General features: G+C 62.3%; 18 protein-coding genes and 2 tRNA genes. 10 read left to right on the forward strand and 10 right to left on the reverse strand.

Going from position 1 to position 22,146, the window contains the following annotated elements; genetic code table 11:
- Positions 1-2 precede the first annotated feature (2 nt).
- Entirely contained in the window at positions 3-1,196 is a 1,194-nt protein-coding gene (locus tag AB0O97_RS16815) for an aminotransferase class I/II-fold pyridoxal phosphate-dependent enzyme (protein WP_363884186.1), read from the reverse strand.
- 344 nt (positions 1,197-1,540) lie between these two features.
- Here AB0O97_RS16815 and aztD point away from each other — a divergent pair, with 344 nt between their 5' ends.
- Complete coding sequence (aztD, locus tag AB0O97_RS16820; RefSeq protein ID WP_363884188.1) at positions 1,541-2,722, forward strand: zinc metallochaperone AztD; 1,182 nt, start codon at positions 1,541-1,543, stop codon at positions 2,720-2,722.
- A gap of 104 nt (positions 2,723-2,826) precedes the next feature.
- Here aztD and aztA read toward each other — a convergent pair whose 3' ends face one another.
- Positions 2,827-3,480 carry a zinc ABC transporter ATP-binding protein AztA gene (gene aztA, locus AB0O97_RS16825; protein ID WP_363884190.1) on the reverse strand — a complete coding sequence of 218 codons (654 nt, stop codon included), beginning with the start codon at positions 3,478-3,480 and terminating at the stop codon, positions 2,827-2,829.
- Positions 3,481-3,530: 50 nt separating this feature from the next.
- Here aztA and aztB point away from each other — a divergent pair, with 50 nt between their 5' ends.
- The 8 genes from aztB (at position 3,531) to AB0O97_RS16865 (ending at position 12,154) form a co-directional block, all read left to right on the forward strand.
- Positions 3,531-4,400, forward strand: a complete 870-nt coding sequence (gene aztB, locus AB0O97_RS16830; RefSeq protein ID WP_363884191.1) for a zinc ABC transporter permease AztB — start codon at positions 3,531-3,533, stop codon at positions 4,398-4,400.
- Positions 4,401-4,435: 35 nt separating this feature from the next.
- The gene (locus AB0O97_RS16835) at positions 4,436-5,650 is read left to right on the forward strand and encodes a hypothetical protein (protein WP_363884193.1); all 1,215 of its coding nucleotides are present in this window, start codon (positions 4,436-4,438) and stop codon (positions 5,648-5,650) included.
- A 26-nt stretch (positions 5,651-5,676) separates the two neighbouring features.
- On the forward strand, positions 5,677-6,630 hold the full coding sequence (aztC, locus tag AB0O97_RS16840; RefSeq protein WP_363884194.1) for a zinc ABC transporter substrate-binding protein AztC: 954 nt from the start codon (positions 5,677-5,679) through the stop codon (positions 6,628-6,630).
- A gap of 145 nt (positions 6,631-6,775) precedes the next feature.
- Positions 6,776-7,543 carry a dTMP kinase gene (gene tmk / locus AB0O97_RS16845; protein WP_363884196.1) on the forward strand — a complete coding sequence of 256 codons (768 nt, stop codon included), beginning with the start codon at positions 6,776-6,778 and terminating at the stop codon, positions 7,541-7,543.
- Entirely contained in the window at positions 7,540-8,709 is a 1,170-nt protein-coding gene (locus AB0O97_RS16850) for a DNA polymerase III subunit delta' (protein WP_363884197.1), read from the forward strand. Before tmk ends, AB0O97_RS16850 begins: the two co-directional genes overlap by 4 nt.
- Before the next feature lie 18 nt (positions 8,710-8,727).
- Positions 8,728-10,281, forward strand: coding sequence for an alpha/beta hydrolase (locus AB0O97_RS16855; RefSeq protein ID WP_363884199.1), 1,554 nt, complete (start codon positions 8,728-8,730; stop codon positions 10,279-10,281).
- Positions 10,282-10,388: 107 nt separating this feature from the next.
- A tRNA-Thr gene (locus AB0O97_RS16860) sits at positions 10,389-10,464 on the forward strand.
- Between the two features lie 517 nt (positions 10,465-10,981).
- Positions 10,982-12,154, forward strand: a complete 1,173-nt coding sequence (locus AB0O97_RS16865) for a low temperature requirement protein A (protein WP_363884201.1) — start codon at positions 10,982-10,984, stop codon at positions 12,152-12,154.
- On the opposite strand, the gene AB0O97_RS16870 is transcribed toward AB0O97_RS16865, so the two are convergent.
- The 8 genes from AB0O97_RS16870 to AB0O97_RS16905 all read right to left on the reverse strand — a co-directional run bounded on the left by AB0O97_RS16870 (position 12,151) and on the right by AB0O97_RS16905 (position 21,650).
- Positions 12,151-13,458: an ABC transporter ATP-binding protein gene (locus AB0O97_RS16870; protein ID WP_363884203.1), complete on the reverse strand. Its 1,308-nt coding sequence runs from the start codon at positions 13,456-13,458 to the stop codon at positions 12,151-12,153. The two genes, AB0O97_RS16865 and AB0O97_RS16870, sit on opposite strands and share 4 nt — an antisense overlap.
- Positions 13,455-15,068 carry an iron ABC transporter permease gene (locus AB0O97_RS16875; RefSeq protein WP_363884205.1) on the reverse strand — a complete coding sequence of 538 codons (1,614 nt, stop codon included), beginning with the start codon at positions 15,066-15,068 and terminating at the stop codon, positions 13,455-13,457. The genes AB0O97_RS16870 and AB0O97_RS16875 overlap by 4 nt, the downstream gene beginning before the upstream one ends.
- Before the next feature lie 5 nt (positions 15,069-15,073).
- Positions 15,074-16,138 (reverse strand): iron ABC transporter substrate-binding protein, encoded by a 1,065-nt coding sequence (locus AB0O97_RS16880; protein WP_363884206.1) that lies wholly within the window; start codon positions 16,136-16,138, stop codon positions 15,074-15,076.
- Between the two features lie 147 nt (positions 16,139-16,285).
- Complete coding sequence (locus tag AB0O97_RS16885; RefSeq protein ID WP_363884208.1) at positions 16,286-16,801, reverse strand: hypothetical protein; 516 nt, start codon at positions 16,799-16,801, stop codon at positions 16,286-16,288.
- A 5-nt stretch (positions 16,802-16,806) separates the two neighbouring features.
- A complete protein-coding gene (locus AB0O97_RS16890) occupies positions 16,807-17,421 on the reverse strand; it encodes a bacterial proteasome activator family protein (protein ID WP_363842167.1) in 615 nt (204 codons plus the stop codon).
- Positions 17,422-17,710: 289 nt separating this feature from the next.
- Complete coding sequence (locus AB0O97_RS16895; protein ID WP_363841543.1) at positions 17,711-17,911, reverse strand: YbdD/YjiX family protein; 201 nt, start codon at positions 17,909-17,911, stop codon at positions 17,711-17,713.
- A gap of 2 nt (positions 17,912-17,913) precedes the next feature.
- The gene (locus AB0O97_RS16900) at positions 17,914-20,181 is read right to left on the reverse strand and encodes a carbon starvation CstA family protein (RefSeq protein WP_363841546.1); all 2,268 of its coding nucleotides are present in this window, start codon (positions 20,179-20,181) and stop codon (positions 17,914-17,916) included.
- 485 nt (positions 20,182-20,666) lie between these two features.
- Positions 20,667-21,650: an NAD(P)H-quinone oxidoreductase gene (locus AB0O97_RS16905; protein ID WP_363884209.1), complete on the reverse strand. Its 984-nt coding sequence runs from the start codon at positions 21,648-21,650 to the stop codon at positions 20,667-20,669.
- Between the two features lie 96 nt (positions 21,651-21,746).
- Between AB0O97_RS16905 and AB0O97_RS16910 the strand changes: the two genes are divergently transcribed.
- Positions 21,747-21,834, forward strand: a tRNA-Ser gene (locus AB0O97_RS16910).
- Positions 21,835-22,146: the final 312 nt, after the last annotated feature.

Genomic DNA, 22,146 nt, shown 5'->3' on the forward strand with positions numbered 1-22,146 from the left:
GCTTACAGCCCAGTACTGGAAATAGTCTGTGCCGAGTGGGCCAATGCCTGCTCCAGATCCGTCCAGAGGTCTTCCACGTTTTCAATGCCTACGCTTAAGCGCAGCAGGTTCGCCGGAACAGAAGCTGGTTCGTTGGCGTGACGGCGGCGGCGCTCGATGAGTGACTCCACGCCACCCAGTGAGGTAGCAGGTGTCCACAGCCGCAGCGCCTGGACTACCGAGTCGGCGACTTCTTCGCCTCCGACAATCTGAATACACAAGATCGACCCAAAGCCGCTCATCTGCGCCTTGGCCCTAACATGACCCGGGTCCGAAGGTAGACCGGGGAACAAAACCTTCTCAACGCCGTCGTGCATGTCCAGACGGTTGGCCAGCTCGAGGGCACTGGCCTGCGAGCGCTCGACCCGCAATGCCAGAGTGCGCAAACCGCGCAGGGCCAGCCAGGCTTCGAACGGCCCGGCGATGGCGCCATGGATGGAACGGTGGTGCAGCAGCTGCGCGCGGATCTCGGGGTTGGAGGTGGCCAGCGCGCCCATGATGACATCGGAATGGCCGGCCAGGTACTTGGTCACCGAGTGCAGTACGACGTCGGAGCCCAACTCAAGCGGTTTTTGCACGAGAGGGGTGGAGAAGGTGTTGTCGGTGACCACCAGTGCGCCGACGGCCGCAGCGGAGCGGCACAGAACCTGCATGTCTGCGACTTCCAGCATGGGGTTCGTGGGACTCTCAAGCCAGAGCATGCTGGCCGCCTTGTCCCCGGCTCCGGTGAGGGCTGCGATGACCTCGTCGTTATTGGCGATGTCCACGGTCCGCAAGGTGAAGGAACCCTTGGCTGCCATTTCCTGCGCCATGACCAGCGCGCCCTGATAGGAATGGGCGGGCATGACCAGCACGCCGCCCGCAGGAATCAGTGAGAGTGCGGCAGAAACAGCGGCCAGTCCGGAGCTGAAAATGAGCGCTGGCAGTGTTGCACCCTCCAACTGGGCCAGCGCGTCTTCCAACGGATCCCAGGTGGGGTTGGAGTAGCGCCCATAGGCTCGGTCGCCATCCACCACGGTGCCGGTGCCCACATAGGTGGAGGAGAGCACGATCGGCGGGTTGACTGGGGTGTCGTGCCCACGTTCGGGGCGTCCGGCCGCAACAACGACTGTGTCTGGGCTGAGATGGTCTGGGTGCGAGGCAGGCTGGTAGCTCATATTTTCCAGAGTAGACCGACAGTTCCCGGCAAGGGGAATTTCATGACGCGCTCAAGGGTGGTTTTATGACAAATTACCCCTCCCTCCTTTTGATAATGATTCTCATTAACGTTAGCATCGGGTTATGACCATCACAGAAAATACCCATCCACCCATTTCTACGCCCGCTGCTTCGCCCACCGCGTCGCTCACTTCTCCGCCCCGGCGATCCCCTGCGCCGCGAGGGACCGCACTGCGAAGTTCAACCCTGGCAGGCATGGCGCTCGCGGCAACTCTCGCGCTGGTTTCGTGCGGCAGTGCGCCTGGCGCCCCTGGCACTACACACACCGAGACTTCCGCCAACCATGCGTCGGGCAATCACGATCACGAGAGCACTGAGGTTGAGACCCCCCCAGTCTCGGCTAGTCCTCACGCACGACGGCGGCATGACAGTTCTCGACGCAAGCACCGGTAAGCCTGTGGCTGAGCTGGATCTGTCGGGCTTCAACCGCGTCAATCCCGCCGGTGATGGCAGGCATGTTCTGGTGTCCACCACGGGAGGATTCCAGGTTTTGGATGCGGGCAGCTGGTCTGAGGCACATGGCGAACACCACCATTACTTCACGGGAACCCCAGCCCTGGAAGAGCTGAAGTTTCCGGCAACCACGCCCGGTCACGCCGTCAACCATGGCGGTGTGACAGCCCTGTTCGATGACGGCACCGGCGCTGTCAATATTTTCACCCCCTCAGATTTGGGCGGCGATTCACTACCTCCCACACAGGAGTACAAGACCAGCGCCGCCCATCATGGTGTGGCCGTGCAATTGACTAACGGCCGATTGCTGGTCACGGACGGAACCAGCGAGAGCCGTAAGGGTGCAAAGCTTCTGGACGCACCGGACGCTAAAGGTGCCCGCGCCGTTCTGGCAGAAAGCTCAGACTGCCCCGGCGTTCACGGCGAAGCGACAGCCAAGGGCGAGGCCCTGGTTCTTGGCTGCGAAGACGGCCTACTTCTCATCAAGGACTCCACGTTCACCAAGATCGCCTCCCCGGACGCCTATGGACGAATTGGCAATCAAGCCGGCAGCGACGTCTCCACAGTAGTTCTGGGTGACTACAAGAAGGACAAGAACGCCGAACTGGAGCGCCCAAATTCGTTCTCGCTGACAGATACGGCTTCCGGAAAGCTCACGCTGGTGCCGATAGATTACTCGTACTCATTCCGCTCACTTGCCCGCGGGGGGGACGGAGCTGCGTTAATGCTTGGCACCGACGGCAAACTGCACGTCTACAACCCTGACACCGGAAAGGAGAGCGCAGCCGTGGACATTGTGGCTCTTTGGGAGGAACCGTTGGATTGGCAGCAGCCACGTCCAGCCATCTTCTCGGATGGATCCGTGGCCTACGTGAGTGACCCGGCAAAAAAGCTGGTCCACACCGTGGATCTAGCCTCGGCCAAGGTGACAGCAAGCTACCCGCTGGATCATATTCCCAATGAAATCACGGGAGTCTCCGGCCAAGCGGACTCTGCCCACGCGGCCCACTAGACCAGCACGCCCAACCACCCACTCCTCGGTCCGGGCTTCACTAACCGCCAGCGGCTAGTGAAGCCCGGACTAACTGTTTCAAGAGCACTCCCGCGCCAACAGGACTACCCCACCAACGTCGCAGCGGTATCCGCCACGACGCAACCTTGGGCCAGCGTCACGATGCGTCCAGCCTGAGCCGCATCAGCATCGCTGTGCGTGGCCTCGATAACGGTGACACCACGCGCAACCTCTTGGGCGATGATGTCCCGGATGCGCGCCTGCGTTTGAGTGTCCACGCCAGCGGTAGGCTCATCCAATACCAGCAGCTGCGAATCCTGAACCAGGCCTTGAGCCAACAGCACACGTTGGCGCTGGCCACCGGAAAGCTCACCCAGCTGACTGCGTGCAATATCGCTCAAGCCCAAGGCTTCCAGGGTGCGATCCACCGCGGCCAGCTCCCTCACCCCCAGTCGGCTCAGCCATCCGCGGTTACCCCAACAACCCATAGCCACTGCCTGCCGAACAGTCAGTGGTAACGATTCCGGCGCCGAGCTACGCTGCAGCACCAACGCCGGGCGCACCCCGGGCATCGCAAGAATTTCGCCCCGCGAGGGGCGGAGGACTCCGGCAAGCAACCCGAGCAGAGTGGACTTCCCCGATCCATTGGCGCCTTGAATAGCTATCAACGTTCCGGCGTTGAGACTCAGATTCATCCCGTCCATGACCACACGATTCCCATAGGCGAACGCAACATTCCGCAGACTGATCACGCTCATAACACGTCCCCTCTAATTGATAATGATTCTCATTATAGTATGCTGATGGAATGCACTGGCTCCTTGACCCCTTCACCGTTTCCTTTGTCCAACGTGCCGCCCTGGGTGGATTCGCGGTGGCCCTGCTGTGCGCCATCGTCGGAACCTGGGTGGTACTGCGAGGCATGGCCTTCATCGGCGACGCCATGTCCCACGGCATGCTCCCGGGCATCGCCATCGCTGTGTTGCTGGGCATCAATCCCGTCATCGGGGCAGCGGTCAGCGCGTCAGCCATGGCGTTTGGAATCTCGGCCATGTCCCGTCAGCGGCGTCTCTCTCACGACACCTCCATCGGTTTGCTCTTCGTGGGCATGCTGGCGGCAGGCGTCATCATCATTTCGCGCTCGCGATCCTTCGCCGTAGACCTGACAGGCATCCTTTTCGGCGACGTTCTGGCCGTCACTTGGTCCGATATCTGGCTCTTGTGCGGCGTATTGGCTGGCACGGCTGCGATCGCCACGGTTTTTCACCGCCCCTTCGCTGCCCTGACTTTCGACGCGCGGAAAGCCGTCACCTTGGGCATGCGTCCCGGGCTGGCTACCACTGTCCTCTTACTCCTGGTCACCGCGGCCATGGCCAGTTCTTTTCAAGTGGTGGGCACACTGTTGGTCTTTGGCTTGCTCATTGCCCCACCGGCCGCCGCGCTGCCGTGGGCCAAATCCATTCCAGCCATCATGGCTATCGCCGCAGTCCTGGGCTGCGTTGCGGTCGCCGCCGGGCTCCTGATCTCTTGGCACGCGCGGACCGCCGCCGGCGCCACTATCGCAGCGTCCGCCGTCGCACTGTTCTTTGCATCCAGCATTCTTGCCTCCAGCGTCCATGCCTCCGGCACGGCCCACGCTGCGCGGCTATTCCTGCACCGAAAGGCACTCTCCGCATGACCTGCCACAAAACCAGACGACCTTTCATCACCGCCATGGCCCTGACATCACTGGTGACATTGGCCGCCTGCGCCAGCACGCCCAACGCAGAACCGGGACTCGAGCCAGGGCCAGGACCGGACAGCAGCGCTGTCCCGCACGGCTTCGTTGCCGGCGCCACCGAGGCCGACGAGGCGCAAATCCGTTTGAGTTACCTTTCGGCCGATTCAGGGAACATCACCATGATCGATCCACTCACCGGCGAGGAAGGATTTAGCACAGCTGTCCCGGGAGCCACTTCCTTGAGTCACGACGGCAGGTACGTCTTTGTCCGCACCACACCCAACGCGTCCCTGAAAATGATTGACACCGGGGTCTGGACCCGCGCCCATGGCGATCACAGCCACTTCTACTCCTCCGCCGCGCACACCGTAGAGACCGATTCATCCTTGCCACCAGGGGCCGCCATAGGGGACGGCAACAAGGTGGCCATTTTCGATGACAGCACAGGCACCACCTCGGTCCTGCTGCGCGAAGCACTAGACAAAGGCGAGGCCAAGATAGCGCTCAGCATTCCAGGGACACCGCACACCGGACTGGCGGTCCCTTACAAAGGACATGTGCTGGTGACAAGCACCCCGGGTAGCGATCAGCTCCCCACCTCGGTCTCCGTCTTTGACAACGCTGGTTCCAGCGAATCCCTCGTGAACGCCACGTGCCCATCACTACGCGGTCACGCCATCACCAGTTACGGCGTGCTGTTCGGCTGCAGCGACGGTGTACTTATGGTCAGCGACGACGGCGGTTCTCTCACGGCTGCCAAGATCCCGTACCCTAGCACTCACCCGGGTACGAACCCGGGCGAGCGCATTGAATCCTTTGGGCACAGGCCCGGATCCAGCGAACTGACAGCGCTGGCGGGCACGGCCGGATTGTGGCACCTTGACGCAGCTGCCCAGAAAATCCAGTTCATCAAGAGCCCCGAACCTCTCGTTACCGCCGGCAACGGCACCCCCGCCTTGGCCGTTGGCACGAGCGGAACGGTTTACGCCTTCAATACCAAGACCATCGCAGTGGAAGCACAAGCGGACCTCCTGCCCGCCACGAAAACGGGCCAGACGCCGTCGCTCGTGGTGGACAATAACCGCGCCTACCTGAGCCACCCCGGCACAGCAAAAATCTACGAACTCGACTACCGCGACCACTTGCGTGTGGCGCGCACCTTCCCCACCAGCACCACACCCGCGCAACTCGTGGAGACCGGACTGTGAGGGGCCTGGGCTTGAAAAGAAACAGCATGAGCGCAAAAGCCAAGATTGCTCTGGCAGCGCTCCTAGTTGTCGCCGCCGGAGCGCTCCCCGCCTGCTCAACCTTCCCAGATGGGAACGGGCAGGCAAGTGAGAAGACCGGCAGCGACAAGGCCACCATCATGGTGACGACGAATATCCTGAGCGACATCACGCGCAACATTGTCGGTGACACGGCCGACGTCGTGGTTCTCATGGAGGCGAACGCCGATCCGCATTCATTCGGGGTTTCCGCGTATCAGGCGGGCCAAATGGAGCAGGCTGAACTAATTGTTTTCAATGGTCTGGGGTTGGAGGAAGCGGTGCTTAACCACGTCACCTCGGCTGAAAAGCAGGGCGTTCCTGTCCTCGAGGTGGGCGCTGCGATCGAACCGCTGTCGCATCGGGGCGCAGCGGCGGGCGGCACTCTCGATCCGCACTTTTGGACCGATCCGCAGCGCATTCTCACAGCCATTACGGTCATTGAGGAGGCCGTCGCCCAGCATGTGAGAATCGCTAATCCCCAAGCGCTGCACAGCAATGCCGCCAGCTACCGTGCCGAGGTGGCTGAGCTGGATGCCTGGATGGCTGCGGAATTTGCCGCCGTGCCATCTGACCGGCGCAAGATCGTCACCAATCACCATGTGTTTGGTTACCTGGCGAACCGCTTCGATCTAGAGGTAGTGGGCGCCGTCATGCCCAGCGGCACCACGTTGGCCGCACCCAGCGCCGCCGATCTCAGCGCCTTGGCCACCACCATTCGTGAGGCCGGCGTTCCCGCCATTTTTGCCGACACATCCCAGCCCGAAAAGCTCGCCGAGGTCTTGGCGCAGGAGGCAAAAGTGAAGGTGGAGATCGTTCCGCTGTTTTCCGAATCCCTCAGCGCCCCGGGCGAGGGCGCGGACAGCTATCTCGAAATGATGCGAACCAACACCACCCGTATGAGGACCGCACTAGCGCGATGAGCGTTCGGCGCAGTGGCGCTGTCGCGTGGTGCCGCTGTCTCGCGTGGCTACTGGGCACGTCCGGGTCTCGCAGCTGGCCCCTGTGCCTGTGGATAGTCCCAGCGCGCCCAAGGAATCATTCAGTTTGGGCCGGTAGGCTTATGGCGTGACTGATTCCCCCGCTCTTTCTGCCCCCGCCGCGCCTACACTGGGCCTTTTCATCGCTTTTGAGGGCGGGGACGGCGCCGGAAAATCCACTCAGGCCGCGTTGCTGGCCAAGGCCCTGTCCGACGCCGGCCGCACAGTTCTGCGGACCCGCGAGCCAGGCGGGACTCCCGTCGGCGAAAAGCTGCGCTCCTTGGTTCTGGACCATGGGCAGGGTGAGATCGATGCCCGAACCGAGGCACTCATTTTTGCCGCCGCACGTGCAGCACATGCCACCCAAGTCATCTCCCCCGCAGTGGCCCGCGGCGAGATTGTCATCAGCGACAGGTACGCGGATTCCTCGATCGCCTATCAAGGGGTGGGCCGGGGATTGGGCGCCTCCGCGATCGAAAAACTCAACGACTGGGCCACCGGCGGCTTGTGGCCGGATCTGACGGTTTTGTTGGACGTCTCCCCCGCTGCTGGCCGTGAACGCCGCACTGCCGGCGAGGCTGCAGAGGACCGGATGGAATCCGAACCCGACGGCTTCCATGCTGCCATTCGTGCCGCCTTCTTAGAACGAGCCGCAGCCACCCCGGAACGGTACCTGGTCCTCCCTGCAGATGGAGCCATTGACACTTTGGCCCTCGCCATTGCCGAACGCGTGGCCATGCTGCTCTCGGAGCACGGCGACGGCGCCGGGCTGTCCGGGCTCTCCGGGCTCTCCGGGCTCTCCGGGCTGTCCGGCCACGCCAACCACGCCAACCACGCCAACCAGGAGCGCGCATGAGCGTCTGGGTCGACCTGCAAGGTCAGGAATCGGTGGTGACACAGCTACGGCGGGCCGCCCAGTCCGGCAACCCCACGCACGCATGGCTCTTGACGGGCCCGCCGGGCTCCGGCCGCTCCAACGCAGCCTTAGCTTTCGCGGCCGCGCTGGTGTGCGAACAAACTGAGCTCAACGCCCGAGGCTGCGGCGTATGCAAGGCCTGCCACACCACCTTGGGCGGCACCAACGCCGACGTCACCTTCATCGCCACCGAAAAAACCACGATCACCATCGAAGAGGCGCGGCAACTGGTCCGCAAGGCACACGACAGCCCCTCCTCCGCCCGCTGGCGCGTCATCATTGTGGGCGACGCCGACCGCATGGCCGAACGCACCACCAACGTCCTCCTCAAAGCGATCGAAGAACCGCCGCCGCGCACCATCTGGATCCTGTGCGCCCCGAGCCCTGCCGACGTCCTAGTCACCATCCGGTCCCGCTGCCGCACCCTCACCCTGCGCCTGCCACCGGTTGAAGACGTGGCTGCGTTACTGGTGCGCCGCGACGGGATAGAACCGGCACTAGCTCTTACAGCCGCCCGCGCAGCGCAAAGCCACATTGGCATCGCCCGCCGTCTGGCGCAGGATACTGGCGCCCGCAAACGCCGTGACACCACCGTTCGGCTGCCCCTGAATCTGCGCGATGTCACCACAGCTGTCATGGCCGCCGCCGCCCTGTTGGCTCTGGCTCAGGACGAAGCCTCCTCCTCCAATGAAGAGCGTGACGCCGGCGAGAAGGCCACGCTGTTGCGGAACCTTGGCGCACCCGAGACCGGGACGTTGCCGCCGCCTATGCGCGCCCAGGTTCGCGCCTTGGAAGAGGACCAGAAACGCCGCGCCAAGCGCTCGGTGACGGACCACCTCGACCGGGCCCTGACGGATCTGCTCTCCTTCTACCGGGATGTGCTGGTACTGCAGCTCAACGCCCGAGGAGGCAACGGCGTCGAACTTGCCTCGGTGGAGCTGGTCAACGAGACCCTGCGCGCGGAGCTGAACGAATTTGCCCGCGGCTCGCGCGCCGAAGCCACCTTGGTGCGCATGGATGCCATCAACGCCGTCCGCAACCGCCTGACTACCACCAATGTTGCCCCACTGCTGGCTCTTGAAGCCATGGCAGTCAGCCTGCTCTAAGCCATGAAGGATTTTTCTATGACTGCCCGTAATACACGACGGCGCCACCGCCACTTCCTCAGCCTGTCCCTCACCGCCGCAATGGCTGTGCTGGGCCTGATGCTGGGATCGTGCTCGGTGCTGGCGCCGGAACAGCCTACCGTGAGTTCCGCGGACCCGACGGTGGTGGGCGATGTGCCCGAGGACCTGGCCGATTTCTATACGCAGGCGGTGACGTGGACCTCGTGCAGTGGCGGATTCCAGTGCGCGGAAGTGGAAGTGCCGATGGACTATGAGAAGCCGTCTAAGGAATCGATCAAGCTTGCGGTGACCCGGCTGAAGGCCAGCGGTAAACGGCAGGGCGCCATGCTGGTCAACCCGGGCGGTCCGGGCGGATCCGGGGTGGACATGGTCCAGGACGCCGCACAGGCCTACTTCTCCGAGAAGCTGCGCGACGCCTACGACGTGGTGGGCTTTGACCCGCGCGGGGTGCAACGCTCGGCGCCCGTGAAGTGCCTCGACGCTGCACAAATGGACGCTGCCCGCCAGCAAACTTTCGATCCGTCCACCGACGCCGGCATGGCCTCGTTGGAAGGGGAAGCCAAGCGCCAGTCCGAGCTGTGTAAGGATAATTCCGGTCCGTCACTGCCGTTTGTGGACACCGTCAGCGCTGCTCGCGACATGGATATTCTGCGGGCCGTGGTGGGAGACCCGAAGCTGAACTACATGGGCTTCTCCTACGGCACCAAACTGGGCGCCACCTATGCCGGCTTGTTCCCCGAACGGGTGGGCAAGTTCTCCTTGGATGGCGCCATGGACCCGTCGCTGGACATTGATCAGGTCTCGATGGGCCAGGCCGTGGGCTTTGAAAAGGCCCTGCGGGCGTGGGCTGCTGATTGCTTGGCCGGATCCGATTGCCCCGTGTCCGGAACCGTGGATCAGGCGATGGCTCAAATCCGCGATCTCAACGACGTCTACACTGCCACACCCCAGCAAACACCTGAAGGCCGCGTCGTGACGGGCACCGAATTTGGCGGCGCCTTGGCGTTTGGCATGTACTCCACGGATCTGTGGGCACCCCTGACCGGCGCCTTGAAGCAGGCGTTTGCTGGTGATGCCTCGGGCATGCTGATGCTGGCAGACTTCTCCGCCGACAGGGACTCCGACGGCCAGTACAACTCCAACACCGCTGCAGCGTTCACGGCCATCAACTGCCTGGACTACCCGATGAACTCGGACATTGCCCATATGCGTGAACAGGCCAAATTGCTCAAGGAAGCCGCTCCCACGTTTGGGGATTTGCTGGCCTACTCCGGATTGAGCTGCAAGTTCTGGCCGTATGAGGCAACGGGCAAGCCAGCCGCCATTTCTGCCGCGGGGGCTGGCCCGATCCTCGTTGTTGGCACCACCGGCGATCCGGCGACCCCCTACGCATGGTCTGAGGCTCTAGCCAAGCAGCTAGATTCCGGAGTATTGGTCACGTGGGAAGGCGAAGGTCACACCGCTTACGGGCGTTCCAATGCCTGCCTGACCTCCGTCGTGGACGACTACTTCGTGGACGGTAAAGTTCCCGCCGAGGGAACTCGCTGCTAATTTTTCGGGTGTTTGGGGGCGGGCGGATTTTGTACATCAGGCCCGGTCATATTAGAGTGGTTTCTTGTGTTCGGTACTTGATCCCGTAGGGGTAAAAACCAGCACAGGCCTCCATAGCTCAGTTGGTAGAGCGTTTCACTCGTAATGAAAAGGTCAACAGTTCGATTCTGTTTGGAGGCTCCACGAAAACCCCGCCACGGCGGGGTTTTTTGGTTAAGCCGGCTTCGGCTTGCTGTCCAACGTCAGCCGTCGCTGTAGCCAATTGCCCGGAGCTGCTGTACCCAAGCCCGAAAACCAAGCCCTCGAAACTGCAAGTGATGCGATTCCGCCAGACCGACCACTTTCAAACTGCAGCTGATGCGACAAATCCGCGATTTTCACCGCATCAGCTGCAGTCTCGAATCGGCAGAGTCCCAACAAACCGCATCAGCTGCAGTTTCAAACTGTCCGAAGTGGCGATACCGGAATGCTGGGCAGGTTGAGCACCGGCGTAAATCGATCCGTGAGCTTTGGTCGTTTAGGGAGCTCTAAACGACCAAAGCTCACGGATGAATTCTGGGCACCCTGCTTCGGACCCTCGTCCCCGCGTCCCCGGGCCTCCTCGGACCTCGGGCGGACCTCGGACCTCGGGCTCCCTCCCCGCGGACTCACCTCCAGGTTTTCGACCCTCAGCGCCGCGCCACGGGTCTACCATTGGCCCATGGAGGGAATTTCCCAGCCCTTGAATGCCCCGCACCGGCCACCGGCGCGTGAACCTGGCCGCGTCCACTGGATGGAACTGTTCTTCGATTTGGTGTTCGTGGCATTCGTGGGGCAGCTGGCCCACGGCATTCATGGCGATCCAGGCTGGCCCGAGTTCGGCACCTACCTACTACTCTTCTTCCCAGCGTGGTGGGCGTGGGTCAACATTGTCTCTGTCATCAATCTCCTGCCCTCCCTCACCTCAAGGCAACTGGGCATTGCCATGCTGCTGGCTATGGCGGCGACCGGCCTCATGGCCGCCTCCGCACACGAGGCCTTCGGCGATCGGGCATGGGCCTTCTCACTAGCAAACTGCGCGTTAAGGGTGCTCCTACTGCTCTTATGGCTTTACCAGCACCGGCAAATGTCCACTGTCCCGTCCTGGCGCATCTGGATCTACAACGGCGGAACGGCGGCCTTGTGGCTCATTGCCGTGTTCCTCCCGTTCCAGGCGGCCGTCATCCTCTGGGCGCTGTCCATCACCATCGAAGTGGGCATGGTCGCCATCAGCAGCCGACTCGGGACCCAAAGCGGGCTGGCGGGCATCAACGTGGAGCACGCTGCCGAACGTCTTGGACTGTTCGTTATCATCGTGCTGGGCGAATCGGTGTTGACCATCGTGACCGAGATTTCGCAGGACTGGGCCCCCGGTCCTGGCTTGGCCGCATCGCTGGGTTTTGTCATCGTGGCACTGCTTGGCTGGGCCTTCTTCCAATACGGCATGGGCACTTTGTCCTCCGGATTGGAGCACTTGCGCGAACGCGATGATTTCGCCGGAATCCTGCAAACCACGCTTTTGATGCCGTTCGTCATGGTTGTTGGCGTCACCTCAATTGCTGCCGGCATCGCCACGGCCATCCCGGAACCATTCCACCCGCTACCGTGGGGCGCCGCCATCTCCATCGGCGGTGGCGTGGCCCTCTTCTACAGCATCAACGCGGCCGTCTCTCTTCGTTACGGCCAAAATCCGCGCTCGGTCTTGGCTTGGGCAGCTCCCATGGTCGCGGCCGCGCTGGTCCTGATACCGGTCAGCACAGCGGTTCCAGCCGTCGTCGGACTTGCCTCAGTGGTGGTGCTCCTGGCGCTCGTGACGACCTATGTTGAAGTCAAGGCACGACGCCGGGCACGTTAGTCCCAGGGGAAGATGACGCCTTCGCCCACTACTTTGAGCGACAACTCGGTGCCGGGGCGGGCAAGCATCGCGTTCCAATGCCGGATGGTGATGATTTCCCCGCCGACTGGTTGGTGCGGATCGAGGGGGTGTTCGGCGTCGACTTTGATCGGCTCCAGTTGGATGCGGACGGTGGTTTCGGGGCCGAAGTAATCAGTGTCGACCACGCGCCCACGGATGGGGCCGCCGTTGGCGATGCGGATTTGTTCGGGCCGCAGCATCAGGTGCACTTTGCCCTGGACTGGTGGGCGGCGTACCGGGATTCCGCCGAGCGAGCAGAGCGCCAGGGAGCCTTCCATCCATGCTTCGATGATGACTGCGTCTCCCAAAAACTCTGCCGTGGCCCGGTCTGAGGGGCGGGTGTAGACGACGAAGGGGCTGCCGATTTGAGCTAATTTCCCATCGCGCATAACGGCCACTTGATCAGCGAAACTGAGAGCCTCGGCTTGATCGTGCGTGACGAGGATGGCTGTCACCCCAGCCTGTTTCAGCGTTTGGGAAACCGCACGCCGGGTAGCAACGCGCAAACCTGCATCGAGCGCACTGAACGGTTCATCCAGCAACATCAGCTCCGGCTGGCGAGCCAACGCCCGCGCTAGGGCCACACGCTGCTGTTGGCCGCCGGAAAGTTGGTGCGGGCGGCGCTTGGCATAGGAGGCATCCATCGACACCATCTCCAGCAATTCCCCCACGCGCACCGATGCAGCCTTGCCCCGCAATGGCAGACCAAAGGCGATGTTGGCGCCCACGCTCAAATGCGGGAACAAGGCCCCGTCCTGAGCCACATAGCCAACACTGCGTTTGTGGGCCGGGTTCCACTGAGACGGCCCGGCAACTTCTTTCCCGCCGAGTGCGATCCGGCCCGAATCCGGGGCTGAGAAGCCTGCGATGAGTCGCAACAATGTGGTTTTGCCTGAGCCGGAGGGCCCTACGATCGCAGTGGTGCGACCTTGGACAACGTCCAAATCCACACCTTTAAGGACCTCGGTGCTGCCAAAGCTCTTGCGGACATTGCTGATTTGCAAATGGGCTGGAACATCACTGGTGGCTTGGACAAAGGTTCGGCTCTCGTCTGTGCCGGGCAGGGGGCCGCCCACCATGCGTACGCGCGTGGCGGAGCCGCCAGTGGTGACGCCGCCCGTGACGCCGCCAGTGGTGACGCCACCCGCGGCGGAGCCCATAGCGGAGCGTCCCGCATGGCGCCCATTGGGGTGCGGAGCTTCGTCGGCCGCCGGCATACCGGGCTGCTTGGGGTAGGTGGTCATTGGCCGGCCGCTTTCTTGGATTGCACGAACAAGAGATATGTCATGGGGGCCGAGAGCAGAATCATCAGCAAGGCGTAGGGGGCAGCACCCATATAGTCGATCTCGCTGCTCAGCGACCAGAACGCGGTGGCCAGCGTCCGGGTGCCGTTGGGGGCCAGCAACAAGGTCGCCGTCAGCTCATTGACGATCCCCAGAAACACCAGAGCCGCGCCACCGGCAGCTGCCGGCGCCGAGAGCCGCAACGTCACACGCAAAAACGCCACCAGCGGTGGCTTGCCCAAAGACTGTGCAGCCTCATCGAGCTCATACGGCACTTGAGCTAGACCTGCACGCAGGTTCACCAAGGCTCGCGGCATGAACAACAGCGCGTAGGCAAACACCAGCACCAAGGAGCTTTGGTAGATTGCTGGCACGTTGTGGACGGTGATGGTCACCAGCGCCAGCGCTACCACGATGCCCGGCATGGAACTAGAAATATAGTTCACGGCTTCCAGCACCTTACTGACAGCTCCGGCATGGCGGACCACCAAATACGCCAGGGGAAAAGCCAGCACGATGGTCAACAACGCCCCGGCCAAACCATAGCCAAAGGTTGAGAGCAACGTTTGCAGCAGATCCGAGCGTTGCCAGATGGCCGCTCCCCCAGCAATGAGCCAGCGACCCACATGCCACAACGGAACACCAAGGGCCAGCACCGAAACGGCGATCAGAGCAAGCTGGCTGGGCCCCTGGAAGAGACCAAGCGTCAGCCGGCCGGGGCTCGACTGCACGCCAGCACCCACCCGCGCATACCGGGCGCTGCCACGTGCCTTGGATTCGGCCAGCAGGAGCAGCAGGCAAAACACCACAAGGACGCTGGCGAGCATGTTCGCAGCAGCCCCGTTGAACGTGGAGCGGAACTGGTCATAGATGGCGGTGGTGAAGGTGTCGAACGCGATCATGGCGAAGGCGCCGTACTCGGCCAGAAGGTGCAAGGACACCAGCAGTGCCCCTCCGGCCGTTGCCAGCCGAAGCTGCGGCAGCACCACACGGAAAAAGATCCGCCACGGCCCAAGCCCCAACGACGATGCCGACTGTTCCAACGCCGGGTCCAGTCGGCTCAGCACGGCAGCAACGGGGATGTACACCAGCGGGAAATAGGACAGCACCGAGATCAGCACACCGCCAAAGATCCCGCCCAGAGACGGAATGGCGCTGACCCAGGCATAACTGTTGACGAAAGCCGGGATGGCCAGCGGCGCCGCGAGCAGGACAGCCCACGCCTTGTGTCCGGCAAGGCTGGTGCGCTCCACCAGCCACGCACCACCCACGCCAATCACCACGCACAACGGCACGGTGATGAGCACCAACAACAGCGTATTAAGCAGCAATTCGCCAACACGCGGACGGAACACCAAAGTAGCTACGGTGTCCCACCCAGTGGTGGCGGTAGCGCCCACCACAAACCCCAGCGGTAGCAGGGAGAACGCGGCAATCACCAGACAAAGCACGACGACGGGCCAAGGGCCGAGGCGTGAACCCCGGCCCCCAGCCCACTTGGCTAAGTTGCGCTTAGCCAAGCTGTTGGCACCCAGCCCGGGCGCCGTCGTCGTACGCTGTTTGGAAGTCATTGAAACTAGAGTAGACCTGCCTGCGTCATGAGATCGGTAACCTGCGCAGAGTTCAACTTGGCAGGATCGATCTTGGGGGCTTGCAGATCGGCCAGCGGGGTCAGCTTGTCATTGGCGGCAACGTCAGAGCCCACCGGGTACTCGAAGCTTCCGCCGGTCTGCAGCACGGTCTGGCCTGCCTTGCCGGTGACGTACTCGAGGAACTTCTGTGCGCTGGCTTGATGCGCGCTGGAGGCCAAAACGCCACCGCCGGAGATGGAAACGAAGGCGCCGGGATCTTCATTCTTGAAGTAGTGCAGGGCCACGTTCGTGGAGTTCTCGCCTGTCTTGGCCTGGTCCCCAAAGTAGTAGTAGTGGTAGATGACGGCGCCTTCAACCTCGCCCGCATTGACAGCCTTCATGGCCGTGCTGTTGCCCTTGTAGGACTTGAAGTTTTCCTTCATGGACTTCAGCCAGGACAGCGTAGCGTCCTCACCCTTGAGCTCCAACATGGCTGAAACGATGGCCTGGAAATCAGCGCCCGACGGCGACGCAGCCCAACGGCCCTTCCACGCAGGATCGGCTAGATCCATGATGGATTTGGGCAGCTGGGCTTCGGTCAGCTTGGTCTTGTCGTAGGCAAAGACGGTGCTGCGCGCGGCAATCCCGGTCCACTTGTTGGTGGACGGACGGAACTCGGCGGGAACCTGCTCCTGCACCTTGGCGCTGGTGTCAGCGAAGAGGCCTGCGTTTTCAACCTGCGTCATGGCCGGGGAATTCTCGGTGAGGAAAACATCGGCCGGGGACTTGGCACCCTCAGCGATGATCTGGTTACTCAACTCCAGGTCGCTGCCTTGACGCAGGGTCACCTTGATGCCGGTTTCCTTGGTGAACTCGTCAACCCACGCCTGGGTCAGTGATTCGTGCTGGGCGTTGTAGACCGTGATGGCGTCATCCGCACCGCCGGCAGCGCCAGTGCTTTCCGACGGGGTGGTGGAGCCGCCGCAGGCAGCAAGGGCAAAAATGGATGCGCCTGCAATGGCGGTCAAGGCACTTTTACGCAAAGTCTTCAGGGTGGGCCAGGTCAGCATGGGGGCCTTTCGGCGGTAGAAACAATTAGCGAAGGTAATTTGATCGTAATCGATCCAAGGGCAGGCTAACCTCTCAAATTGCTATTTGTGACGCAGCTCACCATGTCGCTGATGGCTTTTTTAGGATTGTTGTGTCTGCGAGACAGCTTATTGCTGGGTAGGTGACGTTCCGTGGAGCAGTTCCCCTGCACGGGCGACATGCTGACGCACCAGATCGGCTTTTAGTTCCACCGCTTGAGTAGTGCCCACGCCCAGACGCAGCAGCGCCAAGGACTCAGCCGTCGCCGCCAGCGCATTGCCGGCCCGGGACAGTTCCCGGTGGACATCGTTGAGATAGCCGCCGGTCCCGGTGGGGATTTCCATGCCCTCGCTGGGGCCAAGCAGCTGCGCTTCCATGGCCAGGCTGCGCACTACGGGCAGGAGATCAGCGAGCTGGTCCGCAAGCCTCACCATGGCTTCGTAATGATGGGCCCCGGACACCGTCGTCCCATCGGCCGGTCCCGACGCAGCTGCCGACTCCGTTTCTGCCAGTCCCTCAAGCATTTGGTGGAAGCGGTCCAAACCGCGGCGGAAACGGTCGTGGGCGCGGCGCCACACGCCCTTCCCGAGTTCGTTATCGTCCCGCTTGGCCTGCCGGCCTGCACTAAAAAGTCCCTTGAGCATGCGCGTCAGAGGTACTGTCCGGGGCCGCCGGAATCGGCGCCGCCGGCCGAACCGTTATTGGCCGTGCCGTTACTCGCCTCGCCCGGGACAACCTGCTGACCACCTGAGCCCGCTGGCGCGCGCTGCGGCTCACCGTTGGGGCCCACCACCACACCGGGAGCAATGACGGTTCCGGGCGGCAACTGGTGCAGGGCCAACCGGGACGCCGTCTGTTGATTCATCATGGCCTGAGCCGCCATAGTGGTCTGAATGCCGTGGAAGAGTCCCTCCAACCAGCCGACCAGTTGCGCCTGAGCAATGCGCAGCTCGGCATCCGTGGGCGTTCGCTCGTCAGTCAGCGGCAGGCTGAGCCGGTGCAGTTCTTCCACCAGTTCAGGTGCCAGCCCGTCCTCAAGTTCGGCAATGGAAGCGTGATGAATCTCGGCAAGGCGGACCCGTGCAGCGTCATCCAGCGGCGCACTCTTCACCTCATCCAAAAGTTGCTTGATCATGGTGCCAATCCGCATCACCTTGGCGGGCTGGTCCACCATCGCCGCAACATTGGCCGGCTTCTTGGGCTTCTTTTCGGTCGGAGATTCCCCCGCAGGGCGCTCCTCCGTGCCGTCTGCCGTGGTGTCCATGATCTGTCCTTCAGCCGCATCATCTGAGGCCGGGAGCTGCGCCTTTTCAGTCATGCTGCCAGTCTCTCACGGGTACGCAAAACCCGCCCGCACGGACCGCTATTGCCCCGCCCGGGTGCCGGTCGGGCGGTGGTCGGGTGGCGGTCGGGTGCCGGTCGGGTGCCGGTCGGGTGGGAGGGGCGTTCCGCCGTCGTGCATGGCCTTAAACACCGATGACGTGGCACACCGGCGAACGTGGGGGAAATTTCCCCTACGTTCGCCGGCTTGCCACGTCATGACAGCGGAAAATCTAGCAGCAGCGACCTTCAGGGTTGGCGTCCTGGCGGTCTGTCTTGTCGCGCCAGAACTCCTTGATATTCATGGGCTCGGTGGCGCAGCCGGTGGCCTGGTGGTGGTCAAGGTACAACTCGTAAGAATCCTCGCCGAGGACGCCCTTGAGGTACTTGTTGACCGCCGCCAGGCCGCGGCCGGCGCTGCGCAAGAGGTCCATGATTAGTGTCCGGACCGTGCCGACTGCTTGCCGGATTCTGCCCATTCCTTCACGAGCGCCTTCTCGGCGGCGTTGGGAAGGACCGAGGCCGGAGCGAAGATCCGTGATGCTACAGCCGGGTCTTCCTTGCTGGGTCCGCCGCCGGCCTTGATGGCGCGGATGGTGACCAGGATGGCCGTCGCAATGACAATCAGGGACAGCACCACGAAGATGATGGACAGGCTGCCCTGAACGAAGGTGTTCCGGACAACGGCTTCCATAGCCTCGACGGTTTTGGCCGTACCGTGACTGGTTTCGCCGTTAGCCAGCGCAGTCTTGAACGCGGTGTGCTGAGCCCAGTAGCCCACGGCCGGGACCGGCGAGAAGATCTTCTGGAAGGAAGCCACCACTGTCACGACCGTGACGAAAGCGAGCGGCAGCGCCACCATCCACAGGTACTTCACGTGCGTGTTCTTGGAAACGATCACCAGACAGACGGCCAGCGCAATGGCGGCCAGCAGCTGGTTGGCGATGCCGAAGAGCGGGAACAAGGTGTTGATGCCGCCGAGCGGATCGGTGACACCCATGATGAGGATCGCACCCCAGCCAGCCACCATGATGCCCGTGGTGATCCACGACCCCAAGCGCCAGGAGGTGTCCTTGAACTTGGGAACAAAGTTACCGATGGAATCCTGGAGCATGAAGCGCGCAACGCGAGTTCCGGCGTCGACCGCGGTGAGGATGAACAGAGCCTCAAACATGATGGCGAAGTGGTACCAGAAGCTCATCATCGCCTGACCACCGGCCACCTGCTGCATGATGTGTGCCAGACCGACGGCGAGCGTGGGTGCGCCACCGGTGCGGGAGACGATCGACTCTTCACCGACATCGGCCGCGGTTTGGGCCAGCGTGGCCGGATCAACGTGCACGCCGGTCAGGCCCAGCGAGTTCACGAACGCCGCAGCACCTTCAATGGTGCCGCCGGTGGCTGCCCCGGAAGAGTTCATGGCGAAGTAGATGCCGCGGTCAATGGACAGCGCCGCGACGAGCGCCATGATGGCCACGAAGGACTCCATGAGCATGCCGCCGTAGCCAATGTAGCGGGCCTGGCGTTCCTTTTCAATCAGCTTGGGCGTGGTGCCGGAGGCGATCAAGGCGTGGAAGCCGGACAGTGCACCACAGGCGATGGTGACGAACAGGAACGGGAACAGTGCGCCGGAGAAGACCGGACCGTCGCTGCGGCCTGCAAATTCGCTGAACGCCGGGACGTTGATGGTGGGGCGGACCAGCACGATGGAGCCGGCCAGCATCACGATGGTGCCGATCTTCATGAAGGTGGAGAGGTAGTCGCGCGGGGCCAGCAAGAGCCAGACCGGCAGGACTGCCGCGATGAAACCGTAGATGATGATGGCCCAGGCCAAGGTGGTGCGGTCCAAGTGGAATGTGGCAGCGCCCCATTCGGTGGCTGCGACCATGCCGCCGCCAACGATCGCGGCCAGCAACAGTACGACGCCGATCAAGGAGACTTCCATGACCTTGCCTGGACGCAGGTAGCGCAGGTATACGCCCATGAACAGTGCGATCGGGATGGTCATGGAGACCGAGAAGACGCCCCACGGGGATTCGCCCAACGCGTTGACAACAACCAGCGCGAGGATTGCGACGATGATGATCATGATCAGCAAGGTGGCGATGAGGGCAGCGGTGCCGCCGATGACGCCGAGTTCTTCGCGAGCCATCTGGCCCAGTGAGCGTCCGCCGCGGCGCATGGAGAAGTGTAGGACCAAGTAATCCTGAACAGCACCGGCAAGCACGACGCCGACGATGATCCAGATTGTGCCGGGCAGGTAACCCATTTGGGCTGCCAGGATGGGGCCCACGAGGGGGCCAGCGCCAGCAATAGCGGCGAAGTGGTGGCCGAAGAGGACGTTGCGGTCGGTGGGGACGAAGTCCTTGCCGTCGGCCTTGTACTCGGCCGGAGTGGCGCGCTTGTCATTGGGTCGAACCAGGAACTTCTCAATGACCTTGGAGTAGAAACGGTAGGCGATCAAATAGGTACATACTGCGGCGAAGACGAACCAAATGGCGTTGACGGTTTCCCCACGGACCACGGCCAATACAACCCAGGCGACACCGCCCAACAATGCAATAGCTGCCCAAATGGCAATCTTGATCGGGGTCCACTTGTGCGCTTCGGCCTCGGCTTCGAGGTCGACGGCAACGGGTGGCAGATCTGGATCCTGGACTAAGACATCGGCTGATTGCTCAGCCCTGTTCGACGGCAATGTCATGTTTTTCCCTACGCTAAGACTTCACTTACGGCCTTTTGAGAGTAGGCATAGGTTATGGGTCACAGTACCGATGTGGCGTCAATCATGCTAACGAAGCGGCCAGTGGTAGTAACTGTGCGACGAGCGGCCGAATGGGCGCCCAGTGGGCGTGTTGGGTCGGAGCTGGGCTGGTGGCTGGGTAGGTGCTGGTCACAATGAAAAACTTGGGCTGATGTTAGCCACGAATTCGGGTGTGTAACTACCGATTTTGTGGCTAACACCAGCCCAAGTTGTTTCTAGGCGAGACATTAACGAGATCTCGGTGCGCTCAGACCAGGACCACGATGGCGAGCGCGCCTAGTTGCAGCCACGGAAAATAGCGAAAGCCCAAACAGCACAAGTCGCTCTCGCGCCTTACCATTGAGCCCCACGTGGCTGGTGATCCTAGGCGGGCAGCGCTGCGCACCCGTCAACAGCTAGAGCGTCAACGGCTAGAGCGTCAACGGCTAGAGCGTCAACAGCACCTTGCCCACGTGTTCTCCGGAATCAAGGTATTCGTGCGCGGCCGCAACCTGCTCCAGCGGGAACGTCCTATCCACCATGGGCTTGACGGCGCCGCTGGCAACCAGTGGCCAGACATGCTCGCGCACACCTTCCATGATGGCCGTCTTTTCCTCGATGGGCCGGGCGCGCAAGGTGGTGCCAATGATGGCCGCGCGCTTGGTGAGGAGGGCACCCAGGTTGAGCTCCGCCGTCGCACCTCCCTGCAGGCCAATGACCACGAGGCGGCCGTAGGTGGCCAGGGCGGCCACGTTGCGGGCTAGGTATTTGGCGCCCACGACGTCGAGGATCACATTGGCGCCGCGGCCCTCCGTGAACTCCTTGACTCGTTCCACGAAGTCGTCGGTGCGGTAGTTGACCGCTAAATCGGCGCCGAGGTAGCTAGTGAGCATGGCGACCTTCTCATCGCTGCCGGCCGTGGCTATGACGCGGGCCCCGGCAGCCTTGGCGAGCTGGATGGCCATGGCGCCAATGCCGCCCGCGCCGCCGTGGATGAGCACTGTTTCACCGGCCTGCAACTGCGCTGTCATGAAAAGGTTTGAGTGAACCGTGGCAGCAACCTCGGGCAGCCCTGCGGCGGAAATCACATCAATTCCCTCGGGCAAGGGCAGCACTTGACCGGCCGGAACACACACCTGGGCCGCATAACCGCCCCCTGTGAGTAAGGCCACAACCTTCTGGTTAATGCTGAACGGCTTGGTCACGTTCGCGCCAAAGGCGGCAATTCGGCCGGAGACTTCCAATCCCAGAATCTCGGAGGCACCGGGCGGCGGAGGGTAGAAACCGCGGCGCTGCTGCACGTCTGCACGGTTGATTCCCGCGGCAATCACGTCAATAAGCACCTCACCCGGACCCGGCGTCGGCGCAGGGACCTCGGATATAGCCAGAACCTCCGGCCCGCCGGCACCCGTTGTAACAATCGCCTTCATAACCTTCTCCATTGCCGTTTTCACCCTGCGAATCTTCAAGAGGGCCGCCACTCATTTTGGTGGCACGGCCCTGCCTATGAAACACTACTAGGGTAAGGAAGGTTGTCCGAGCGGCCGATGGAGCTGGTCTTGAAAACCAGTGTGCGGTAACCCCGTACCAAGAGTTCGAATCTCTTACCTTCCGCGCTAGAAAAGGGAAGTAATCTCATCACGAGATTGCTTCCCTTTTCGCGTTTCTCTGCCTCCCTCCGGGTCGAAGCGGATTCGAGACAGCAGCTACGGCGATTCCGGCGTTCGAGACTGCAGCTAATGCGCTAAAAATCGCCGATTCGTCGCATTATCTGCGATTTCAACTGCGGAGGACCACCGGCGCCTCAGCTTCGGGTCCTCCCTGGATCGATCCGACTCTTCTATGTCTGTCAAGCCGCGTTTTGAAGGGTTCTATTTTTGGCTGACGCGGTGAGAATGCGGAAGACGTTTCGGGCTAGGTAGCGTT

This window comes from Specibacter sp. NPDC078692, from assembly GCF_040686835.1.
GTDB lineage: Bacteria > Actinomycetota > Actinomycetes > Actinomycetales > Micrococcaceae > Specibacter.

Coding starts and splice junctions, on each gene's coding strand:
- AB0O97_RS16865 (WP_363884201.1), top strand. CDS start 10,982: ATGGAGGGAATTTCCCAGCCCTTGAATGCCCCGCACCGGCCACCGGCG.
- AB0O97_RS16880 (WP_363884206.1), bottom strand. CDS start 16,138: ATGCTGACCTGGCCCACCCTGAAGACTTTGCGTAAAAGTGCCTTGACC.
- AB0O97_RS16905 (WP_363884209.1), bottom strand. CDS start 21,650: ATGAAGGCGATTGTTACAACGGGTGCCGGCGGGCCGGAGGTTCTGGCT.
- aztC (WP_363884194.1), top strand. CDS start 5,677: ATGAGCGCAAAAGCCAAGATTGCTCTGGCAGCGCTCCTAGTTGTCGCC.
- aztA (WP_363884190.1), bottom strand. CDS start 3,480: ATGAGCGTGATCAGTCTGCGGAATGTTGCGTTCGCCTATGGGAATCGT.
- aztD (WP_363884188.1), top strand. CDS start 1,541: ATGCGTCGGGCAATCACGATCACGAGAGCACTGAGGTTGAGACCCCCC.
- AB0O97_RS16895 (WP_363841543.1), bottom strand. CDS start 17,911: ATGGACCTCTTGCGCAGCGCCGGCCGCGGCCTGGCGGCGGTCAACAAG.
- AB0O97_RS16875 (WP_363884205.1), bottom strand. CDS start 15,068: ATGACTTCCAAACAGCGTACGACGACGGCGCCCGGGCTGGGTGCCAAC.
- AB0O97_RS16870 (WP_363884203.1), bottom strand. CDS start 13,458: ATGACCACCTACCCCAAGCAGCCCGGTATGCCGGCGGCCGACGAAGCT.
- AB0O97_RS16835 (WP_363884193.1), top strand. CDS start 4,436: ATGGCCCTGACATCACTGGTGACATTGGCCGCCTGCGCCAGCACGCCC.
- AB0O97_RS16850 (WP_363884197.1), top strand. CDS start 7,540: ATGAGCGTCTGGGTCGACCTGCAAGGTCAGGAATCGGTGGTGACACAG.
- AB0O97_RS16855 (WP_363884199.1), top strand. CDS start 8,728: ATGACTGCCCGTAATACACGACGGCGCCACCGCCACTTCCTCAGCCTG.
- AB0O97_RS16890 (WP_363842167.1), bottom strand. CDS start 17,421: ATGGACACCACGGCAGACGGCACGGAGGAGCGCCCTGCGGGGGAATCT.
- AB0O97_RS16900 (WP_363841546.1), bottom strand. CDS start 20,181: ATGACATTGCCGTCGAACAGGGCTGAGCAATCAGCCGATGTCTTAGTC.
- AB0O97_RS16815 (WP_363884186.1), bottom strand. CDS start 1,196: ATGAGCTACCAGCCTGCCTCGCACCCAGACCATCTCAGCCCAGACACA.
- AB0O97_RS16885 (WP_363884208.1), bottom strand. CDS start 16,801: ATGCTCAAGGGACTTTTTAGTGCAGGCCGGCAGGCCAAGCGGGACGAT.
- aztB (WP_363884191.1), top strand. CDS start 3,531: ATGCACTGGCTCCTTGACCCCTTCACCGTTTCCTTTGTCCAACGTGCC.